The organism is Paenibacillus sp. LjRoot56, from assembly GCF_964253335.1.
In the GTDB taxonomy this organism is placed as follows: Bacteria; Bacillota; Bacilli; order Paenibacillales; family NBRC-103111; genus Paenibacillus_E; species Paenibacillus_E allorhizoplanae.
The window spans coordinates 490640-509885 of record NZ_CAXURV020000001.1 but is presented as its reverse complement, the minus strand read 5'-3'; the positions used below and the strand labels follow the sequence as shown (position 1 = coordinate 509885).

The following is a 19246-nucleotide window of genomic DNA, read 5'->3' as shown; positions in this document are numbered from 1 at the left end:
TTAACTGGATTTTAAGTAGCTAATTCTGCTGATTATCACCCGAAAGCGAGAAATAGCTGGATTTCCTGTAGGAAATTTCCGCCCAAACTCGCCATATCACCAAAAATAGGCCATTTTAGCTGTATGTTTTCCATCTATTCGTCCAATTTCATGAAATACGCCTAAATTAGCTGTATGTTTTCCATTTAGTTCGCGGCGCGGCTTCCTGGTAAGGTGCAAGTAAGAAGAGATGTAGGAGAGTAAGCATCACGCTACTTCTCACGCCCTGTATCCGCACGCAGCCCCCGCAAATACGTCTGCAACAACCGACGCAAGCTCTCATCCCGATCTAGCCCCATGCGGAAGCCATTCCGATGCTCGAGCGAGGCGAATCCGTGCACCATGCTCCGAAAACCGCGCACCACGTGCAGCGCATCCTCTTCACTGAGTCCGTAAGGCGCAAGGATGCGCAATAAGAAGCTCACAACCCCAGCGCCGACCTCTTTCAGCTCGGGATCTTCATAATCAGGCAGCGCTGAGATCGCTTCATACAAACCTGGCTGCTTCCGAGCGAAATCCACATAAGCCACACCCGCAGCCAGCAAGGCTTCATCCTCAGCTTTACCAATTACGGCTTCGATCATCGTTTCTTTCACGAGGAGAAGACCTCGCTTAGAGAGCTGCTTTCGCAGATCGGGCAAGCCCTTGATATGATTGTAGAGGGAAGGTGTTTTGATCGTTAGTTTGGTCGCTAGTGCAGCAAGCGAAAGCTGCTCAATCCCTTGTTGATCTGCAAGTTCTATCGCCGCCTGCAGGACCGTCTCTGCATCTAATCCTTGTCTAGTAGCCATTTTGTACCCCTTTTTATTCTAGATTGTCGCTGATGCGCCCTGAAATTTCGCCGATGCTTCTTCCAGTGCTGCATCCATCACCGCTGCCGGTTGTTCAATCATTCGTCCATGTCCGACTGCCAATAAGCTTGGCGCCAACTGCCTCAATCTGCGTGTACTTGCCAAAGAAGCTTCTTTACTCCACGTCGCCATCGCTGGGAACGGGAACCAGAATTTCACCACACCTGATACCGCTACTCCGCCTCGCACTTGGAACGCATCTCCAGCGATCAACGCCCGGCTCCGCACATCAAGGAAAGCCATGGAACCAGGTGTATGCCCAGGAGCTGCATAAGCTTGCAAGGACCCAATCCGATCCCCATCTGTCAGCAGCACATCAGGCTTCGTCTGAATCCCTTTTGGAATGCCGCCTTTAATTGGCGTTTGAGGCTCATCTGCCTCCAGCTCCACGTTGCCTGCCAACAGCTTCGCATCCCTTCTGGAGATGTACACTTGTGCATGAGGCAATTCTTTTTTCAAACCATCTAAGGCACCAATATGATCGCCATGAGCATGAGTCAGCACGATGCGTGTAATCGGCTTCCCAATTTGCTTCGCTGCCTGTAGGATACCTTTCACACTGAATGGTAAAGCCGCATCAATTAAGGTTAATTCAGATTCTTCCTCCACCAAGTAACAATTCACTGGGAAAAACCTCGGCATAAAAGCCAGCTGATACAAATGTCCGATTCGCGTTATTTTCATGTTCAACGCCTCCAATTAACTATTTATATTAGTATAATAACTAATAACATTAGTTTTGTAAATAGGCTTCTCTGTATTTGTCTGCGTGTTCTTTATTAGACTGTGGTAAAATAGTTCTCATATTTGTCCAACAGTCCATACAAATTGAGTGAGGTTACCTAATGAACACTGAAACTTTAGCACTTTTTAAAACGTTAACCGAAATGCAAGCTGCGCCTGGCTTTGAGCGAGATATCCGTGCATTTGTACGCGGCGAGTTAGCCAAATATACCGATGAGTTCGTGCAGGACGCGCTCGGCAGCCTCTTCGGGGTTGTGCGCGGCGACGAGTCAGGACCGCGCATCATGGTTGCCGGCCACTTCGACGAGGTAGGCTTCCTCGTCACCGGCATCACCGAGCACGGCACGGTCAAGTTCCAGCCGCTCGGCGGCTGGTTCAGTCAAGTCCTGCCCGCGCAGCGCGTGCAGATTATGACGGCGAACGGACCGATCATCGGTGTGATCGGCTCCGTTCCCGTGCACTTGCTGGACGAGGCTGCGCGCAGCAAGCCCGCAGACATTAAGACGATGTACATTGACATCGGCGCGGAAGACAAGGCCGATGCCATCGCCATCGGCATCAAGCTCGGGCAGCAGATCGTGCCGATCTGCCCGTTCACGCCCATGGCCAATTCGAAGCGGATTATGGCCAAAGCTTGGGATAATCGCTACGGCGTCGGCCTCGCGATTGAGCTCTTGAAGGAGCTTCACGGCGGGCCGAAGCTCCCGAACGTCCTGTACGCGGGAGCCACCGTACAGGAAGAGGTCGGCGTGCGCGGTGGAAGAACGGCTGCGAATATGATTCAGCCGGACTTGTTCTACGCGCTCGATGCTAGTGCCGCCGGGGATATGACCGGCGACCGCCAAGCTTTCGGGCAGCTAGGGCGCGGGGCGCTGCTGCGGATCTTCGATCCCACGATGATTACCCACCGTGGGATGGTCGAGTTCATTCTGGATATGGCGGAAACGCATAAGATCCCCTATCAGTACTTCATCTCGCAAGGCGGAACGGATGCCGGACAGGTGCACGTACAAGGCAGCGGGATTCCATCCGCTGTGATCGGGGTATGTGCGCGCTACATTCATACATCTGCGTCGATTCTTCACGTGGATGATTACGCCGCGGCCAAGGAATTGCTGATCAAGTTAGTGCAAGCCAGCGATCGCACAACATTAAACACCATTCTTTCACAAGCCTAAGCGTTGTTTATAACCAAAAAAGCGTATCAAGATGAATTCTTGCTGCGCTTTTTTGGCATTTCATTTAACATTGTTCTTAAACGTAAAAAATTGACATTTTTTTCATAAATATAGAACTAATGTTCCAATATATGGTACAATTAGCAATATAACTTGTTATTAGAAAGAAGGATACCCATGACTACATGCATTCGTGAAGCAACACCCCAGGATACGTCAGCAATTAGTTCACTCGTTTCTCATCTGACTGGCAAACTGATTTCCCCTTTACATATTGAAAACAGGCTACATAACATGCGCGGCAACCCAGACGAATTGCTATATGTCTATGAAGAAAAGAATCGGATTCTCGGTACATTAAGCTTTCGTATCCGCAGAGATCATGCCGCACGCGATGTAACATTTAGTGAAATTTCGGTTATTTCCTATAAGCAAGATCCCGATAGTAACCAAGCACCATTGGCGCAATTGAGAAGCTATGCCGAACAGCTGGCAAGTGATCATAACTGCTCTGGCATGATGTGGTTGACTGATGAAGAATCCACTGACATGTCCCGAAGCGCACGACCGCCCATCGGCTTTCATGAAACCGGCTATCGTTTTGTCAAACGTTTCCTCTAGCTAGGAGAAAGTCGATTCACCTATTCTATCAATACTGCGAAGGAGTGCTTACTTGTGCTAGCTGGGTTAAATGAAGGAGCTTTAAGTACGCTTGTCCTTATCCTCTTCATCCTCATCCTTATTCTCGTGGTTGGCATCTTTCTATTCATTATTATCAAATCCCTTTCGGTCTGGACATCCAATAACAATGCACCCATTCAAGATCGATTCTGTAAGGTTGTTGCCAAACGGATACAACTCTCGGGAAACACCAGTAATTTAGATTCGAATACCTCTTACTTTGTTACTTTTGAGTTTGAAGACCGGAGCAGAATGGAACTGTGGATAGGCAGGCAGAAGTTTGGCCATATGGTCGAGGGGGACGTAGGGAATTTAACTTTTCAAGGCACTCGTTTCAAAGAATTCGAACGCAAGAAAGCAATGTGAGCAATTCCACGAATACGTAAGCATTTAGAAGAAAAAACAAAAAAATAGGCATATTCAGGCAGATATTTGAATAATCTGAATATTTACAATATTTTAATAATGGGCTATTATTAATTCAAGGCAGACAGGGAGGACAACCCGCACCATACGGTGCAGAATCAACGAAGAGCCTTTTTATTAACTTCTAGGAGAGGGGATAGTCCATTGGGCCACGTTAGCGAAGCATGCTACTCACTTGCGTTCTAAACGACAAGAACCGAGTGCAGGAACGTCCCACTCGTTCATCCAGCATGCGGGAAATCAGATCAGGCAGGTCATCATTCTAGGAAAGGAACAGAAGTGAGGGACTTGTCGTATGGTTGATTAAATGGGCAATTAACTAAGAGGAAAGGACACTTTAACTTTGAGGCGAACGTATCGATTGCAGCAACTGACTTACGAATTTTCGGGGAACGGAGTGTGTGGAAGAACAATTGAATAGGCAAAATGACTCATAGAGACCTCCGGTTATCATAGATAAGCGGGGGCCTCTATTTGCGTTCACATGTTATATGTTGGGTAGCTGAGCCTTCTGAACAATCGGTAATCGGACGATGAAGGACGTTAGTTCTTCCATCCCGCTCTCCACTGTGATCGATCCGTGATGCATCTCCACGATTTTCTTCGCGATCGACAAACCCAGCCCATTGCCGCCTGCCATGCGATTTCTAGATTTATCTGCTTTGTAAAATCGTTCAAAAATATGCGTCTGATCCTCTTCCGGAATGCTAGGCCCATTATTCGAAATCCGCGTTACAGCCTCATCTCCGTTACTGACCACTCGAACACGAATCGTTCCGCCAACAGGTACAAATTTCACTGCGTTGTGGATAAGATTCGTCCATACTTGACTGAGCAAATCCTCATCGGCCTCGGCGGTTACAGGATCCAGTTCGATGTCCATTTCTATATCTTTATCTACCCACTGCGGCTCACAAGCGAGGATATGATTGCGCAGCTGTTTATCCAAACGATAGCTCTTCGGTTCAAAAGGATGATGCTGCGACTCCAAGGAAGTCAGTTTCAGCAAGTTTTCGCTGAGCTTGGATAAGCGTACACTTTCCGTTTCAATAATTGTCAAATAATGCTTACGCTCCTCCGGCGACAGCTGATCATTCTGCAGTGCGCGGGAGAATCCGCTAATGGACGTTAATGGCGACTGGATCTCATGTGAGACGTTCGAAATAAACTCCTGCCTCATTTTCTCTAATTGCCCGAGATCAGTCGCCATTTGATTGATGGACTCCGCTAACTCCACGAAAGGCCCATTCCGCGGGTTATTATCTACCAACACATTGAAATCCCCTCTCGACATGCTGCGGATCGCTTGATTCAAACTTTGGAAGAAAATCAACTGATGCTTCCGCATAAATTGACCAAGAATGGCCATAGTAATCCCCCAGAAGAACATGCCTCCGATGCAGTTGATCAATTGCACGATGACTTCCGCAGGGCGTTTCCCCAGATGCTCGTAGAGATACTCCGTGCCATAGAAGGCAGCTAACCAATACACGATAATAAGGATAAATATCCCTAAGCCAAAAAAGAAGCCGCCTATTCGCTGGAGAATGGACTGCTTATTATTCTGGCTCATTCTCCGCTTCTTCTGTCGTTCTCTCCGCTCTCTTCTCTCTACTCTGTGCCGATGATTCATTTCAGCACCTCCAGCCGATAGCCCAAACCTCGAATTGTAGCGATGCGAAAAGCGTGCCGCTCCTCAGGAAATCGCTCACGCAGTCGATTTATATGCACATCAACCGTACGTTCATTTCCTTCGTAGTCAAATCCCCAAATCTGCTCGATCAATTGATCGCGCGAGAAGGTTTTGCCAGGATAGCTCGCGAGCTTGTAGAGCAGCTCGAATTCCTTAAGCGGCAGCGTGATGCTCTCTGCGCCAACGGTGATTTCATAGGTTTTGCGATTCATACTTAAATCGCCAGCCTGAATCGTTTGCGAGGAAGCGATTTTGTAGCGCTTCAGCAGCGCTCTCACTCGCATCGCCAACTCAAGCGGCTCGAAGGGCTTGGTGAGGTAATCGTCTGCACCAAGCTCGAAGCCCTTGACCTTCTGTGCCGTTTCTCCTTTGGCCGTTAGCATGAGTATCGGCAAATCATAATGCTCTCTAAGCTCCTCGCACAGCTTCCATCCGTCCATGTTCGGCATCATCACATCGAGAATAACCATATCGACTTGGACGGTTTGCAGCTTCTTGAGCGCTTCGACGCCATCTTCGGCCTCAACGACATCGAAGCCCTCGTTCATCATGAACACGCGGACAAGCTCACGAATATACGGATCATCATCTACGATCATAATGGGTGCCATGATTCATTCATCCTCACTTCTTGATGTTATTGTCTGCATATAGACTGTGGATATGATAGAAATTAGCATAAAGGAGCAATATAAACTGAATTTAAACCAAAGCCTATTTAAAAAAATGAAAGGGCTTTATTTGGAAAATGTTTTATGATAAATTTGGGAAAAGGAACAGTTTTGGGGGGTGTGGCCTGTATGACAAATAACACATTGGCGGATTTCAACAAGCTGACTACCGCGGAAGCGGAAGCCCTATTTAGGCGCGAGGTACTCTCGGAAGGATTCGCAGGTTTCAGGCGATTACTCGACAGTCTCACGGATGCGATCAAAGCCGCGGGTGACACAGAAATGGATACCGTGGAACATTCGGTTGCGAAAGCGAAGCGACTTTTCCCTGAACCCGTTGATTTCAGTCCATCTTGGGAGAAGATTTGGCCTGAGCTCGAAAGTACCATAGCTGCCAAGAAACACATTTTCGCGAATATCCCTCAAGCAGAGAGAGCCGGAGAATGGCAGGTTATCATGGATAATCCACTCGTAGTGCAAGAGGTTGTCTGCTATCCCGCATTGACGTTCGAGGATGCGGCCTATCTGTACGCTTATTTCCGACCGCAATTAGAGAAGTCCGAATACATTCGTCTGCAGAAAATCCAAACGGTCATTCAGGAAATCGGCAGTTAGGATCACTTAAAAATACTTCGAATCACTTCAGTTTCTCCTTCATCCACTCACACCAGTACAAATCCGTATCTACCTTCATTGTGGCTTTATGTACCAATACATACATGCCGAATGCATCATCACCAATTTCTAATTGATCGAGCGGTTTCTCACTTCCTTGTTGGATCTTATCCATCAGGAGGTTGAATCGCTCTTTTTTCTTCTTATAATATACTTCGCGTACTGCGAGCATCTTCCTCGCCTGCTCTTTATCCACTAAACCAATGCAGTACACCTTAAGGGAAAGCTCATCTCTCGTCACGGGTTCATCCGTTGGCTCAGCAATCCAGCCCCGTAAAGCATCCTTCCCTTGCTCCGTGATGGAGTAGACTTTCTTATCCGGCTTATCCGATTGAGGAACATGTACGAAGGCGACGTGCCCCTTTTGCTCTAATTGTGCTAAGAGTGGGTAGATCTGGCTATGTTTGGCTGACCAAAAAGGCTGAATATGCTGCATAAGCTCATACCCCGAGCGGGAGTTTTTGGTTAAAAGGCTTAATAATCCATATGAAAGGGTATTCAATAGCGCTCCTCCTTTATGTCATTATTGACATATAAACAGTTCGGTAGTATGATGATTTTCATTCAAAATTATAGAGAATACTATCTTTAAGATCAATGATAGAGTGGAGGCATTATTTTGAGTAAGGATGAGTTACAGCAAGTGCGCTTCTGGCCAATTATGATCGCTATCTTCTTCGGATCGTTCGTTTCGATTCTAAGTATGAGTACGATTAATATCGCGATACCGATTCTTAGTGATCATTTCCATACAGATTTGAGCAAAATCCAATGGACGATTACTGGTTTCATGCTCGCAAGTGGTACAATCGCTCCGATTACAGGCTATTTCGGGGAGAAATTCAGCTACAAACGATTATACGCCATTGCGTTGATTGGTTTTACCGTATTTTCACTCCTATGCGCTTTAGCATGGGACGCTTCATCATTGATTGCTTTCCGTATTATTCAAGGGGCTTTCAGCGGTCTGATTATGCCGGCTACCATGACGATTGTGTATCAAGTTATCCCGCGTGACAAGCAACCGATCGCAATTTCACTTTGGTCCTTGTCTGCTATGATGGCGCCAGCAATCGGGCCTACATTGAGCGGTTGGTTATTGCAAAATTGGAGCTGGCACTGGTTGTTCCTTATGAACGTACCTGTCGGCGTTGTTGCTATTATTCTCGTTTTCAAATTAATCCCTTACTACCGTCTTTCTGTTCCAAAAAGATTCGATTTAATCGGCTTACTTACTGTTGTTGTCAGCAGTCTTGCGTTGCTCGTTGGGTTCTCGCAAGGCCATGCTTGGGGATGGTCATCAGGCCGTGTTATCGGTCTATTTGCAACAGGGTTCCTAGTCCTTCTGCTATTCATTTGGAGAGAACTTAAAGCTGACTCCCCATTATTAAACATCCGAGTATTGAAAAACTCGAGATATACGCTATCTCTCATTATTTCCAGTATTGTTACGATAAGCTTGTACTCAGGTACTTTCCTAACACCGATTTTCTTGCAAAACATTCAGCACGTAACTCCATTGGATACAGGTTTAATTCTATTACCTGCCTCCCTCGTGATGGCACTTTGTATGCCAATCGTAGGCAAGCTGTATAGCAGTGTCGGGCCTCGTATTCTAATTTTTATCGGTATTTCGTTAATCGCTATTGGTACGCTCACGCTCAGTTGGTTAAGTACAGACGTATCACGCGGCTATATTGTGTTCTGGATGATCGTTCGAAACGTCGGGATTGCCTTCGCTACGATGCCTGCAAGTAATGCAGGGATGGAGCAAATTCCGAGAACTCTTTCTGGCCATGCCACATCTATTAATAACTGGGTTCGTAACGTATTCGGGTCCTTCGCGATCGCCCTATTCACTTCCGTTTTATCGTCCCAAACCGCAACACATAGCAAGGATCTTGCTACCGGCGGGATGACGGACAAAGTGCAAATTGGTACTCACGCCTTCACGATGAGTGTCAATGACGTATACTTGCTTGCAACATTTATTGTGCTGGTCGCGCTACCGCTCAGCTTGTTCCTTAACAAGCGCTCCTTAGCACCCGACAATCCTTCAGCGTCGGCACCTGCTCCTATTGTAGCAACGCCGAGCCCGAAAGCCTAATGCATGAATAAAGAACCCCAGTCCGATGTGATGACATTCACATTAGGCTGGGGTTTTCGTTTATTCTCAAGCGCGGTAGAAATCGCGCAACAGCTCGTCCATCACACGATTGGTACGTGCCGCTGTAACGCCTGTGCTGGGGCTCTGACCAATGCCTCGAAGATCGTCCACCACGGTCTGGATCAGTGGTTGTTGAACATGTGGAGGGTTGGGAATCGTCAGTTCTTGAACCTCACCGTCAGCAGTTTCAATGCGCAGATCACCACTGAACGTAGAGAAAGATAGTTTGCCAAGGCTACCCACAATCTCATTCAAATCTAGGCGTGTGAAGGCATTGAAGCTCCATACCCCTGTACCCATCACACCAGATTCAAATGCGTAGCTCGTTGTCACGATATCTTCGACCTTTTGCTTGCCGGTTTGATTGCTTGCGAAGCCTTTGACCTCTCCGATCGGCCCCAACAAATAATCAAGGATATCTAATGCATGGCTTGCCAAGTCCACAAATAGACCGCCACCTGACAGTTCAGGCTGAATACGCCACGGTTCTAATCCTTCTTCATAATCTCTCATCGGTTGCAGGTACGTTGATTGTACGAAGCGGACCTCACCTATCACTCCACTATCAATCAGACGCTTGATTTCCACGAATTTAGGGAGCCCTCTGCGATAATACGCCACAAACAAAGGTACGCCGGCTTCTTCACAAGCGGAGATCATTTCTTGACACTCTGCGTGATTCCTAGCCATCGGCTTCTCCACGTAGACAGGCTTTCCTGCTTTGGCAGCGAGTAAGGTATAGGCATGATGGAATCCTGGCGGCGTTGCAACGTAGACCGCATTTACATCTGGATCGTTGACTAACGCCGCGGCGTCATCGTACCATTTTGCCACACCATGCCGCATCGCATAATCCTCTGCTAGTGCCCCATTGCGGCGCATAACAGCGACCAGTTCCGAGCCTTCTGCCTTCTGCAGGGCTGGACCGCTTTTGACCTCCGTCACGTCACCGCAGCCGATAATTCCCCAACGAACCTTTTCCATTCTATTGCCTCCTCTTGAATTGCGTAGTTGGTTAGGTATTCGACATCAAGGTTGTGACCTCCTGTACAGCATTCATAAGCAACATGAACCTATAGGCAAGATCGTCCAAAGTGGTCTATTCAAAACCGAACTAATTGGCACTTTTTATGTACCATATCGACTGCTATACTATTGCTAAAATGCTAAGACAAAGCAGGTGCAGCCATGTATACACCCTCCCATTTTAAAATAGAAGTGCTGTCGGAGATGTATGACCTCATCAAAGCACATAGCTTCGCTACGGTCGTTTCCCATCATCAGGAGCGCCCCTTCGCGACGCATATCCCCTTGATGTTGAGTTCAGAAGAGCAGTGCCTATATGGGCATTTCGCTCGTTCTAATCCACAGTGGATGGATATCGAGGGGCAGGAGATTTTGGTGATTTTCCAAGGTCCCCACTGCTATATCTCGCCTTCCTGGTATGGAACGCCTGCCGCTGTCCCAACGTGGAATTATACGGCCGTTCATGTGTATGGCAAGGTCGAGCTCATTCACGACGATCAAGAAGTTTTACGCGTCTTACGGCAGCTAACAAGCAAGTATGAAGGGGCAGACAGCCGGTATGATTTAGACAGCGTTGATCCTCACTTTATTGCGGGGTTGAGCAAAGGGATTCAAGCCTTCCGGCTCTCGATTTCCAGCATCGAAGGCAAGGCCAAGCTCAGCCAGAATCAGCCAGTCGAGCGCCAAGAGCGCATTATTAGAGAATTGGAGCTTAAGGGAGATCAGGAGCAGCAAATTGCCGCGCTTATGAAAGGAAACCTATGCGGCTCCTGACACCGTGAATGAACAAAAGCCTCCACGCCCGTCAACTAGTGGGTGTAGAGGCTTTTGCATTTAAGAATGGAGCTGCTCGGTCGGCAGCAATTCAGGCGTCAGCGGGGAATGCTCCGCAATCAGCTGTTCTTGTATCTGCAACTGCTGCGTTGCAAATTCGCGATACATCTCATGCGATTCGATGAGCTCTTGATGCGTGCCGCGGCCAGTGACGACACCTTTGTCGAGGAACACGATCTGATCTGCGTCCACGACCGTGGATAACCGATGGGCAATGACTAGCGTTGTACGTCCTTGCATCAAATTCTGCAGGGCTTGCTGAACGACGACCTCTGACTTGCTGTCTAAACTCGATGTGGCTTCGTCCAACATGAGAATCTTCGGGTCGCGCAGCAGCGCTCTGGCAATAGCAATCCGTTGGCGTTGTCCACCTGACAACTTAATCCCGCGCTCTCCGACTTCCGTGTCATACTTCTGCGGAAGTTCTTCAATGAAGCCATCCGCATAGGCCATCTCGGAAGCCCGCTTCAGCGCCTCTTCCGTCACTTCGTGCTGCAAGCCATAACAAATATTATCCCGTATCGTCCCCGCAATGAGCGGACTTTCCTGCGATACATAGCCGATCTGGCTGCGCCAGGAGACAAGCGAGTACTGACCAATCTTTTCTTGGCCTAGCGAGATGTTACCTTCTTGCTGCGAATAAAAACGCTCCAGCAACGAGAACATCGTCGTCTTCCCGCTTCCGCTCGGTCCTACAATCGCGGTAACCTTACCCGATTCCATTGTAAAACTCACATCCTTGAGAACTGATTCGCCCTCTTTATATCCAAACGATACGTTTTCGAAATGCAGGGATTGGGAAGCATCTTTGACTTGTAAACCTGCATGCGGATCCTCCTCTTCATGATCCAGCACCTTAAGAATGGTATCCGTTGCGCCCATCGCTTTCTGCGTTTGCGTGAAAAATTGTGTAATCTGCGTTATCGGCATCACTATTTGGAATAAATACAGCATGAAGGCCACTAACTGCCCCGCAGATATCGCACCAGACGCTACACGTGTGCCGCCATAACCGAATAGAACGACGAACATCATCAGCATGACAAACATAATCAGCGGCGACATCAATGCTTGAATTTTGCCTTCTTTTAGCCCAAATTTGAACAACGTCTGGATCCCTGCACTGCCTTCCTTGTATTCCACAGGCTCTGCATTAGCAGCCTTCACCAACCGAATTTCAGATAAAACGCGATTCAACACAGACGTGAAATTAGCCGTTTCGGCTTGCATGCCTTTAGAAATTTTGTACATTTGCATACCTAATGGAAAAAGGATAAGAAAAGCAATCGGGAATATACTGAACATGATAAGTGTCATTTTCCAATCCATATATAAGAGCACAATAATAGACCCGATAATGGAAATGCTGCCTGTAATAAAGCCCGCGGTATGCTCCGCGATAAGTCCTTTAATAATTGCGGTATCGTTCGTCATCCGAGAGATGGTATCTCCTGTTTGATTGTTGTCATAGTACCTGACTGGCAGCACAAGCAGCTTTTTCCACAAGCGATCTCGAATACCTGCCACTACGCGCTGACCTGAATAGTTAAGAAGATACGTAGCTACACCAGAAGCTACAGCTGATGCGATGAACGCAAGAGCCATCCCGCTAATTTGCCACCAATTTAGGGATGAGATCGAGAAGTTATCAACCACATTTTTCGTGAATAGCGGGATCACCAACGACACCAGTGTGGCAATCACACTTAACCCCAGCGCAATACTTAATAAAAGCTTAGGTGGATTCGCACTCATCATTAAGCGGAGGAAGCCCCGCCAGTTGCTTTTTTGTTTCGGTTGTTCACTCTTCGTCATAGCCACCTATCTCTACTCCTTTACCCGTTCGGATGTGATTCCGTGTGTACGTTGTATTTACCAATGGATATGATCATACTCCCCTATTTTAAACAGAATATAAACAGGTTCGAATCGGTCCTCGGGCGGAAAAAGCAGCTCTGGAGGGCGAATTCTCCCCCAATTCACCCCTCGCCCCCGTCTAACGGACACAGATGACGCTAATCGATCATTGGGCTTGATTCGCATGTTCTAACGGACAACACAGCCGTTATTCTCCTAATTGGGGTGCAATATTGCCTCCAACACGTAAATAGCGGTGCCTGTGTCCGTTAAACAAGGAATCTGTGTGATTCTCTCGAAATAGCGGCAATCGTGTCCGTTAGAATTGCATAGGAAAAAAACTCCCTCACGAAAGCCATACGGCTTCTCACAAGGGAGCTCTCTTTGTTCTATTTAGGATTCTGTGGCTACCTGCCACATGACTCCGTAACGATCTCGCACACGACCCAGCATCGTGCCCCAAAACATGCGTTCAAACGGCATAATAACATCGCCATCAATTGCTAAACCATCATAAATCGTACGTGCCTCCTGCTCATCCTTAAAGGTGAGTGCTAAATCCATGCCAGTGCCTCGATCATTGGCTTCTATCCCTGCATCAGCCATGAAAAATCGCAAGCCCAGCGCCTGCAATTCCAAATGCATAATCAAGTGTCTCTTCGACTCTTCCATCCCAGGCAGATCGCCATACGATTGAATGTTGGTGATTTCACCGTCAAACACGCTCACATAAAAGTCAGCCTGCTTTCTCGCATCGGCACTGTAAATATAAGGAGATAAGGTTGCCATCGCTATCACTTCATCCCTTCTGTACGAGCCCATAGCAATTGATTTTTGCCATGTGTCTTCGCTTCATATAGTAACTTATCCGCCGCGGCGACCAACTCCGACTTACCTTGTCCCCGATCACGGAGTGCGGCACCGAAGCTCATCGTAACTTGAAACGCGTCTTTGCCATGCTCAAATACTTTGGCTCGCAGCTTATCCAAAAATAAATGATAAAGCTCCGTCGCCCTATCCTGAGAATCTGTATAAAAAATAATCGCAAACTCCTCACCACCATAGCGAAAGGCACGACCGTGTGTACTTGGGATGGACGTCTCCAATAGGCTGCCGATCTCCCTCAACACCGTATCTCCCGCTTGGTGACCATAACGATCATTAATCTGCTTAAAATAGTCAATATCTCCCATCAGCAGCGTAATCGGTTGTTTACTTGAGATAACTTCTCGCATGTGTTCTTGAAAGCTTCGATGGTTATATAGTCCAGTTAAGTAATCCTGTTTCGCTAAATTTTCAAAAATGCCTTTCTCGACAAAATGCTTTCGCTCCCTTGCTACAAGGATGCCCCCAATGAAACTAAACATAAGCAGAAAGGCAAAATTAAAAAAGTGTCGGGGCAAGTCGTCTATCCGAAATCCTCCATCCACCAGATTAACTATGAAGCAATATCCGATGATAATCATCCCCGTCGCCACCATCGATCCACGGAAACTCCAGTATAACGAAGCATGAAGAATAACCAAGTAGGCTATTGGGAGAAGTGGGCTATGTGTGCCATCTGTAAGTGCGATAATGGCGATAAAAGAGAAGTAATCCATAACAACACCCAATCGCGTCACTGTGCGATAAAAGCCTGAAGCGATAGGAGTAACATGCAGGGCCACTTCCGTAGTTGCCATATAGAGAATAGCGACTGCCAGCATGCTCCAAAAAAGAGATAGACTCTGCGAGGCGCTATAGTAATAGTTTAAATACACATAAGATGTAGTAACAAGAAGGAACCAACGTACACAATTATATGCAATTTCTAAGATATGGTCAGACTTTCTTATTTTCACCATGCTGCAATCACATCCCTACCACATGACATTCTACTTATTGATTCTATAAATTGTTTCTATGTCCTTCTTATGGGCTCCTTCGCTATTCGTCCACTTTGAGATTAAATGGTAATTTTATCCTAAAAGTATTTCCTGAATACTCCCTGGATATGTTACAATGGGAGGCATTATATTAACGTACGGAGGAAGCTATGCTCCCGCGATACTCTTTTTTCATAAAATTGATGATATTCACGACATTGGTCAGTACGATTCCCTTACTATCACTTGGTATCTACTCTTTCTTCCAATCGACCTCGAAGGTCCAAACTAAAGTGAATGAAGCAAACGTTTTCATTTTGCAACAGTCCCAAAACCGCGTCGAACAGATTCTTAAAGTCATTGATCAAGTATCCGGGCGCTACGCGGAAACACCGTTAGTTGTAAATTCGGTGGCGAAGCGACTGGCAATTGAAGATTTTCAGGACATTGATTTGCTCGTCAAAGGACTGTTGGGTGTACAAACCTACGAGCTAGGCGTTAAAACCGTTGAATTGCACAGTCTTCAGAATGCCTGGTATATCAAAGACGGTGGCTTCTACTTTGGGACGGATAAGACCAAGGAAACCAGCAATGTGAACGCCGCTTATAACTCACGTTGGGTGCCGGATGTCGGACCAACCTTCTCTGGTATTAAGCTAGTCAAGAGCATTCCATCTACAGGATCGGAACAAAAGGGCTATTTGTCCGTCCATGTGTCCAATTCAGAGCTGGCTAAGTTGTTGACCGGCGGTTTTTCGACGCGCGAGACCATGATTCTAGATGATAAAATGAATGTCATCATCGATAGTAATCCTAATAAGGCGGGGCAAAGCGTTCGCTCCGAGTCTTGGTCACAGGAATTGCTGAATACAGGCAGTATGCAGGGCTATTTCAACAGTACACTGCAAGGCAAAGACTATAGTGTGATCTATAATCAATCCAGATATAACAACTGGACCTATGTATCCATTATTCCTTTGGAAGAAGCGAAAAGGGAATCTGCCTCGATCGGCTGGGCTACATTAACAGCTTGTCTACTTCTGCTTCTTTTTACAGCACTGCTAGCCTATTGGGGTTCCAAACGGATGTCAGTTCCTATACGCAGCTTAGTAGAATTTACAATGCGTCACAGCAAGCCAGCTAACGGCGGAACGGTCGTTAAGGATGAATTACAGTGGGTTGGGACTCAATTCGCATCCCTGCATCAATCCAAGGAACAGCTGGAAGGTCAAATGAAGAGCCAGTTCGGCCAGCTTGTTGATTATTTCATGTTAAAACTGTTTCAAGGTGAGATGCATCGCGGAGAGCTGCAGGAAAAAGCAAGTCAGTTTCATATTCCCGTTTGGCGGCGCTATGCCGTCATGGTTTTGCAGATTGATACCTTGGAGCACACGCGCTACAAGCCCGGTGAGCAGGACTTACTCTTGTTTGCGATCAACAATATCGCCTCAGAGCTCATCCCGCATCCCCACCGCATTCACGCCATGCCGATTGGTAACTATCAGGTGACGCTGGTGGGCAGTGAAATGGACAATCATCGGGATTTGCTTAGTCAGTTAAGTGAATTTGCCGAGTCTGTGCAGAAGGCGGCAGCCGATTTCCTGGAGCTTAAAGTCAGCGTCGGGATCAGTCGTCCGTATGAAGCCATAGATGAAACGCCGCAAGCGTTTCTTGAAGCCAAAGAAGCGCTGCAATATCGGATTCGTCTCGGGGAGAAAGCCATTCTTCATCTAGATGACCTGAAGCCGCAGCAAGCGTCCCGTCATTATTATCCGCATCATCTCGTTTCCGAACTAACGCAGGCGATTGCCTTTTTGGAAAAGGACAAGGCTGGCGAGTTGCTCCAGCAGTTCATTCAAGAGGTGCTCCGCGTGGAAACCGATCCTAACCTGTATCGCATCTCCTTCGCGATGCTGTTGACCGATCTAGCTCGTATTGTATATGACATGGGGGATACCGGGGAGCTCTTCTCCCATGATCGACGTAATGAATATGAGCAGCTGTTCAACCTCAAAACGCCGCAAGAAATTGAAGGATGGTTCAAATCACACATCATTCATCCGATGATGGAGCTAGTCCGCAAGCGTCATGAATCGTCTGGCAAAAGTATTTCCCGCTCGGTCATGGATTTGGTCCATGCGTATTATGACAGCGACCTGACACTTGATCAGTGTGCCTTGCGGATGAATTACAGCACACATTATATTCGCCGCATGTTCCGGAAAGAAACAGGGATGAACTTCAGTGATTATCTAGCAAGCTACCGCCATGACATGGCGATCAGCTGGCTCAGTGGAACGGAAATGAAAATCACAGAAATTGCTGAACGCTTGCAATACACGAATGCGCAAAACTTCATCCGCAACTTTCGAAAGCTGGAAGGCATGACACCTGGTCAGTACAGAGAGCTCAAAAAGACTTCGCAGTAATTATTCCTTCATACGCATCCCTATATAAGTAGATAAGAACCTGGCCACTCGCCAGGTTTTTTTGTGTTGTGGTGCAGCATGGGATCAATTTCAAATGATTATGACAGATGCCTCTAATGATTATAAAACATGGAATTGCACTTGTTTTCGCATCATCTTGCATATGGAGCGCTGCTGATTATTGAAGGCAATTCTGGGCTTCGATATGCTAACGCTGTCACAACAATCAAGGAGGACGATGACTCGTGGAACTGACTTCCAAACCGTTAAGATCAGATGCGGTTGCTAAGAGCAAGGCACGCCTCAGGTTAAACCGTCTGTTGAAAAACAAATGGCTTTATCTGATGGCGTTACCCGGTATGCTCTACTTCATTATTTTTCGCTACTTTCCAATGTGGGGGCTGTTAATTGCTTTTCAGGATTATCAACCAGCACTAGGGATGCTTCATAGCAAATGGGTGGGTCTAAAGCATTTCGAGCGCTTCTTTTTCGATGCCTCCTTCGCCCTGTTATTTAAGAACACGATTATTATGGCTGTCTATAATTTGGTATTCTTCTTCCCGCTTCCCATTATCTTGGCCTTGTTATTAAACGAAATTCGCCGAGAAGTCTTTAAACGAACGATCCAAACGATTGTTTATATTCCTCATTTTGTATCGTGGGTCGTAGTCGTAGGTATTTCCTACATCTTCTTCACGACAGAAGGCGGCATTGTAAATGATGTGCTGGCCTCCATCGGACTTCCCAAAATCGAATTCCTAATTTCTAGTGAGTGGTTCCGAACGATGATCATTTCGCAGGTCATTTGGAAAGAAACTGGTTGGGGAACCATCATCTTTCTCGCCGCATTAGCAGGTGTTGACCCCCAATTATATGAAGCAGCGAAAATCGATGGGGCTGGCCGTTTTCGGCAGTTGTGGCACATCACGCTTCCAGCCATACGAAGTGTCATCGTGATCCTGTTTATTTTACGACTGGGTTCATTCCTAGATACAGGCTTTGAACAAATCTTCCTCATGCTGAACGCCATGAACCGCGACGTAGGCGAGGTATTTGATACGTATGTCTACAATGTCGGTATTCAGCAGGGGCAATTCAGCTATAGCACAGCAGTCGGCTTATTTAAATCCATTATCGGACTGGTGTTGGTCGTTGGTGCTAACCGAATGGCCAAAAAAATGGGCGAAAGCGGTCTGTATTAAGGAGGGAATTGTGCAAAATGATCAATAAGAGCTTAGGCAGCCGCATCTTTGACGGCTTCAATTATACCTTTTTAACCGTATTCGCCTTAATTACCTTACTTCCGTTCATCTACATTGTGTCCGTCTCGTTCGCAGAGCCGGCAGAGGTGCTCAAACGCGGCTTCATCCTTTTCCCAACCTCTTTCTCATTGGAAGGGTATCGCTATATTTTCTCCACACACATCATCGTTAACAGCTTATTCGTTACCATCGGGATCACGGTTGTCGGGACGTTCATTAATCTGTTATTCACCACGCTGCTTGCCTATCCGCTATCCAGACAGGATTTTGCCGGCAGAAAGCTCTTCATGATGATGATCGTATTCACCATGCTGTTCCACGGCGGTATTCTACCCACATTTCTGGTTGTCAAATCGCTTGGGATGCTCAATAGCTACTGGTCCCTACTCATCCCGAATGCGATCAGCGCATTCAATTTGATCGTCGTCGTTAGCTTTTTTAGACAACTGCCTGAAGGACTGGAGGAAGCGGCGAAGATTGACGGCTGCAGTGATGTAGGACTGCTCTTTCGCATCGTTTTACCCTTATCAGCACCGGTTCTGGCTACTTTCGCCTTATTCTATTCCGTTGGACACTGGAACACCTTTTTCAATGCCATTATGTATATCAACGATTCCAAAATGTGGCCCATCCAGGTCTGGCTAAGGCAGATCGTCATCCTTTCACAAGGCGGAATCGGTGACTCTACGCAGTTCGATCAGAACTACATCGCACCTCCGTCCCAAATCATTAAGATGGCGGTCATTGTCATTTCCACGGTGCCTATTTTGATCGTGTATCCCTTTCTGCAAAAGCATTTTGCCAAAGGTGTTATGCTCGGCTCTGTGAAAGGTTGAAAAGGCTCCCGA

General features: G+C 47.0%; 18 protein-coding genes. 9 read left to right on the top strand and 9 right to left on the bottom strand.

Annotation, left to right across the window (positions count from 1 at the left end):
* Window positions 1-251: 251 nt before the first annotated feature.
* Complete coding sequence (locus ACSQ8O_RS02310; RefSeq protein WP_436240306.1) at window positions 252-830, bottom strand: TetR/AcrR family transcriptional regulator; 579 nt, start codon at window positions 828-830, stop codon at window positions 252-254.
* 18 nt (window positions 831-848) lie between these two features.
* Window positions 849-1574, bottom strand: coding sequence for an MBL fold metallo-hydrolase (locus ACSQ8O_RS02305; protein WP_436240305.1), 726 nt, complete (start codon window positions 1572-1574; stop codon window positions 849-851).
* A 161-nt stretch (window positions 1575-1735) separates the two neighbouring features.
* Between ACSQ8O_RS02305 and ACSQ8O_RS02300 the strand changes: the two genes are divergently transcribed.
* From ACSQ8O_RS02300 to ACSQ8O_RS02290, 3 genes are all read left to right on the top strand, one after another.
* On the top strand, window positions 1736-2812 hold the full coding sequence (locus ACSQ8O_RS02300) for a M42 family metallopeptidase (protein WP_436240304.1): 1077 nt from the start codon (window positions 1736-1738) through the stop codon (window positions 2810-2812).
* A 177-nt stretch (window positions 2813-2989) separates the two neighbouring features.
* Window positions 2990-3433 carry a GNAT family N-acetyltransferase gene (locus ACSQ8O_RS02295; RefSeq protein WP_436240303.1) on the top strand — a complete coding sequence of 148 codons (444 nt, stop codon included), beginning with the start codon at window positions 2990-2992 and terminating at the stop codon, window positions 3431-3433.
* 54 nt (window positions 3434-3487) lie between these two features.
* Window positions 3488-3859 (top strand): DUF2500 domain-containing protein, encoded by a 372-nt coding sequence (locus ACSQ8O_RS02290; protein ID WP_436240302.1) that lies wholly within the window; start codon window positions 3488-3490, stop codon window positions 3857-3859.
* A gap of 547 nt (window positions 3860-4406) precedes the next feature.
* Here ACSQ8O_RS02290 and ACSQ8O_RS02285 read toward each other — a convergent pair.
* Both ACSQ8O_RS02285 and ACSQ8O_RS02280 read right to left on the bottom strand, forming a co-directional pair.
* Window positions 4407-5552: a HAMP domain-containing sensor histidine kinase gene (locus tag ACSQ8O_RS02285; RefSeq protein ID WP_436240301.1), complete on the bottom strand. Its 1146-nt coding sequence runs from the start codon at window positions 5550-5552 to the stop codon at window positions 4407-4409.
* Window positions 5549-6223 carry a response regulator transcription factor gene (locus ACSQ8O_RS02280; RefSeq protein WP_436240300.1) on the bottom strand — a complete coding sequence of 225 codons (675 nt, stop codon included), beginning with the start codon at window positions 6221-6223 and terminating at the stop codon, window positions 5549-5551. Before ACSQ8O_RS02280 ends, ACSQ8O_RS02285 begins: the two co-directional genes overlap by 4 nt.
* Window positions 6224-6412: 189 nt before the next feature.
* Here ACSQ8O_RS02280 and ACSQ8O_RS02275 point away from each other — a divergent pair, with 189 nt between their 5' ends.
* Window positions 6413-6898 carry a hypothetical protein gene (locus ACSQ8O_RS02275; RefSeq protein WP_056622309.1) on the top strand — a complete coding sequence of 162 codons (486 nt, stop codon included), beginning with the start codon at window positions 6413-6415 and terminating at the stop codon, window positions 6896-6898.
* A gap of 22 nt (window positions 6899-6920) precedes the next feature.
* On the opposite strand, the gene ACSQ8O_RS02270 is transcribed toward ACSQ8O_RS02275, so the two are convergent.
* Window positions 6921-7460, bottom strand: a complete 540-nt coding sequence (locus ACSQ8O_RS02270) for a PadR family transcriptional regulator (protein ID WP_056622311.1) — start codon at window positions 7458-7460, stop codon at window positions 6921-6923.
* A 117-nt stretch (window positions 7461-7577) separates the two neighbouring features.
* Between ACSQ8O_RS02270 and ACSQ8O_RS02265 the strand changes: the two genes are divergently transcribed.
* Window positions 7578-9065 carry an MDR family MFS transporter gene (locus ACSQ8O_RS02265; RefSeq protein WP_436240299.1) on the top strand — a complete coding sequence of 496 codons (1488 nt, stop codon included), beginning with the start codon at window positions 7578-7580 and terminating at the stop codon, window positions 9063-9065.
* Window positions 9066-9131: 66 nt separating this feature from the next.
* Here ACSQ8O_RS02265 and ACSQ8O_RS02260 read toward each other — a convergent pair whose 3' ends face one another.
* The gene (locus ACSQ8O_RS02260) at window positions 9132-10109 is read right to left on the bottom strand and encodes a Gfo/Idh/MocA family protein (protein ID WP_436240298.1); all 978 of its coding nucleotides are present in this window, start codon (window positions 10107-10109) and stop codon (window positions 9132-9134) included.
* 204 nt (window positions 10110-10313) lie between these two features.
* On the opposite strand from ACSQ8O_RS02260, the gene ACSQ8O_RS02255 reads away from it, so the two are divergent.
* Window positions 10314-10925, top strand: coding sequence for an FMN-binding negative transcriptional regulator (locus ACSQ8O_RS02255; protein WP_436240297.1), 612 nt, complete (start codon window positions 10314-10316; stop codon window positions 10923-10925).
* Window positions 10926-10985: 60 nt separating this feature from the next.
* Here the strand turns inward: ACSQ8O_RS02255 and ACSQ8O_RS02250 are convergent, their stop codons facing one another.
* From ACSQ8O_RS02250 to ACSQ8O_RS02240, 3 genes are all read right to left on the bottom strand, one after another.
* The gene (locus tag ACSQ8O_RS02250; protein WP_436241926.1) at window positions 10986-12800 is read right to left on the bottom strand and encodes an ABC transporter ATP-binding protein; all 1815 of its coding nucleotides are present in this window, start codon (window positions 12798-12800) and stop codon (window positions 10986-10988) included.
* A 435-nt stretch (window positions 12801-13235) separates the two neighbouring features.
* The gene (locus ACSQ8O_RS02245; RefSeq protein WP_436240296.1) at window positions 13236-13631 is read right to left on the bottom strand and encodes a VOC family protein; all 396 of its coding nucleotides are present in this window, start codon (window positions 13629-13631) and stop codon (window positions 13236-13238) included.
* A 5-nt stretch (window positions 13632-13636) separates the two neighbouring features.
* The gene (locus tag ACSQ8O_RS02240) at window positions 13637-14524 is read right to left on the bottom strand and encodes a GGDEF domain-containing protein (RefSeq protein WP_436240295.1); all 888 of its coding nucleotides are present in this window, start codon (window positions 14522-14524) and stop codon (window positions 13637-13639) included.
* A 386-nt stretch (window positions 14525-14910) separates the two neighbouring features.
* Here ACSQ8O_RS02240 and ACSQ8O_RS02235 point away from each other — a divergent pair, with 386 nt between their 5' ends.
* From ACSQ8O_RS02235 to ACSQ8O_RS02225, 3 genes are all read left to right on the top strand, one after another.
* Window positions 14911-17136 (top strand): helix-turn-helix domain-containing protein, encoded by a 2226-nt coding sequence (locus ACSQ8O_RS02235; RefSeq protein ID WP_436241925.1) that lies wholly within the window; start codon window positions 14911-14913, stop codon window positions 17134-17136.
* Between the two features lie 245 nt (window positions 17137-17381).
* Window positions 17382-18338, top strand: coding sequence for an ABC transporter permease (locus ACSQ8O_RS02230; protein WP_436240294.1), 957 nt, complete (start codon window positions 17382-17384; stop codon window positions 18336-18338).
* A 17-nt stretch (window positions 18339-18355) separates the two neighbouring features.
* On the top strand, window positions 18356-19234 hold the full coding sequence (locus ACSQ8O_RS02225) for a carbohydrate ABC transporter permease (protein ID WP_056622320.1): 879 nt from the start codon (window positions 18356-18358) through the stop codon (window positions 19232-19234).
* Window positions 19235-19246: the final 12 nt, after the last annotated feature.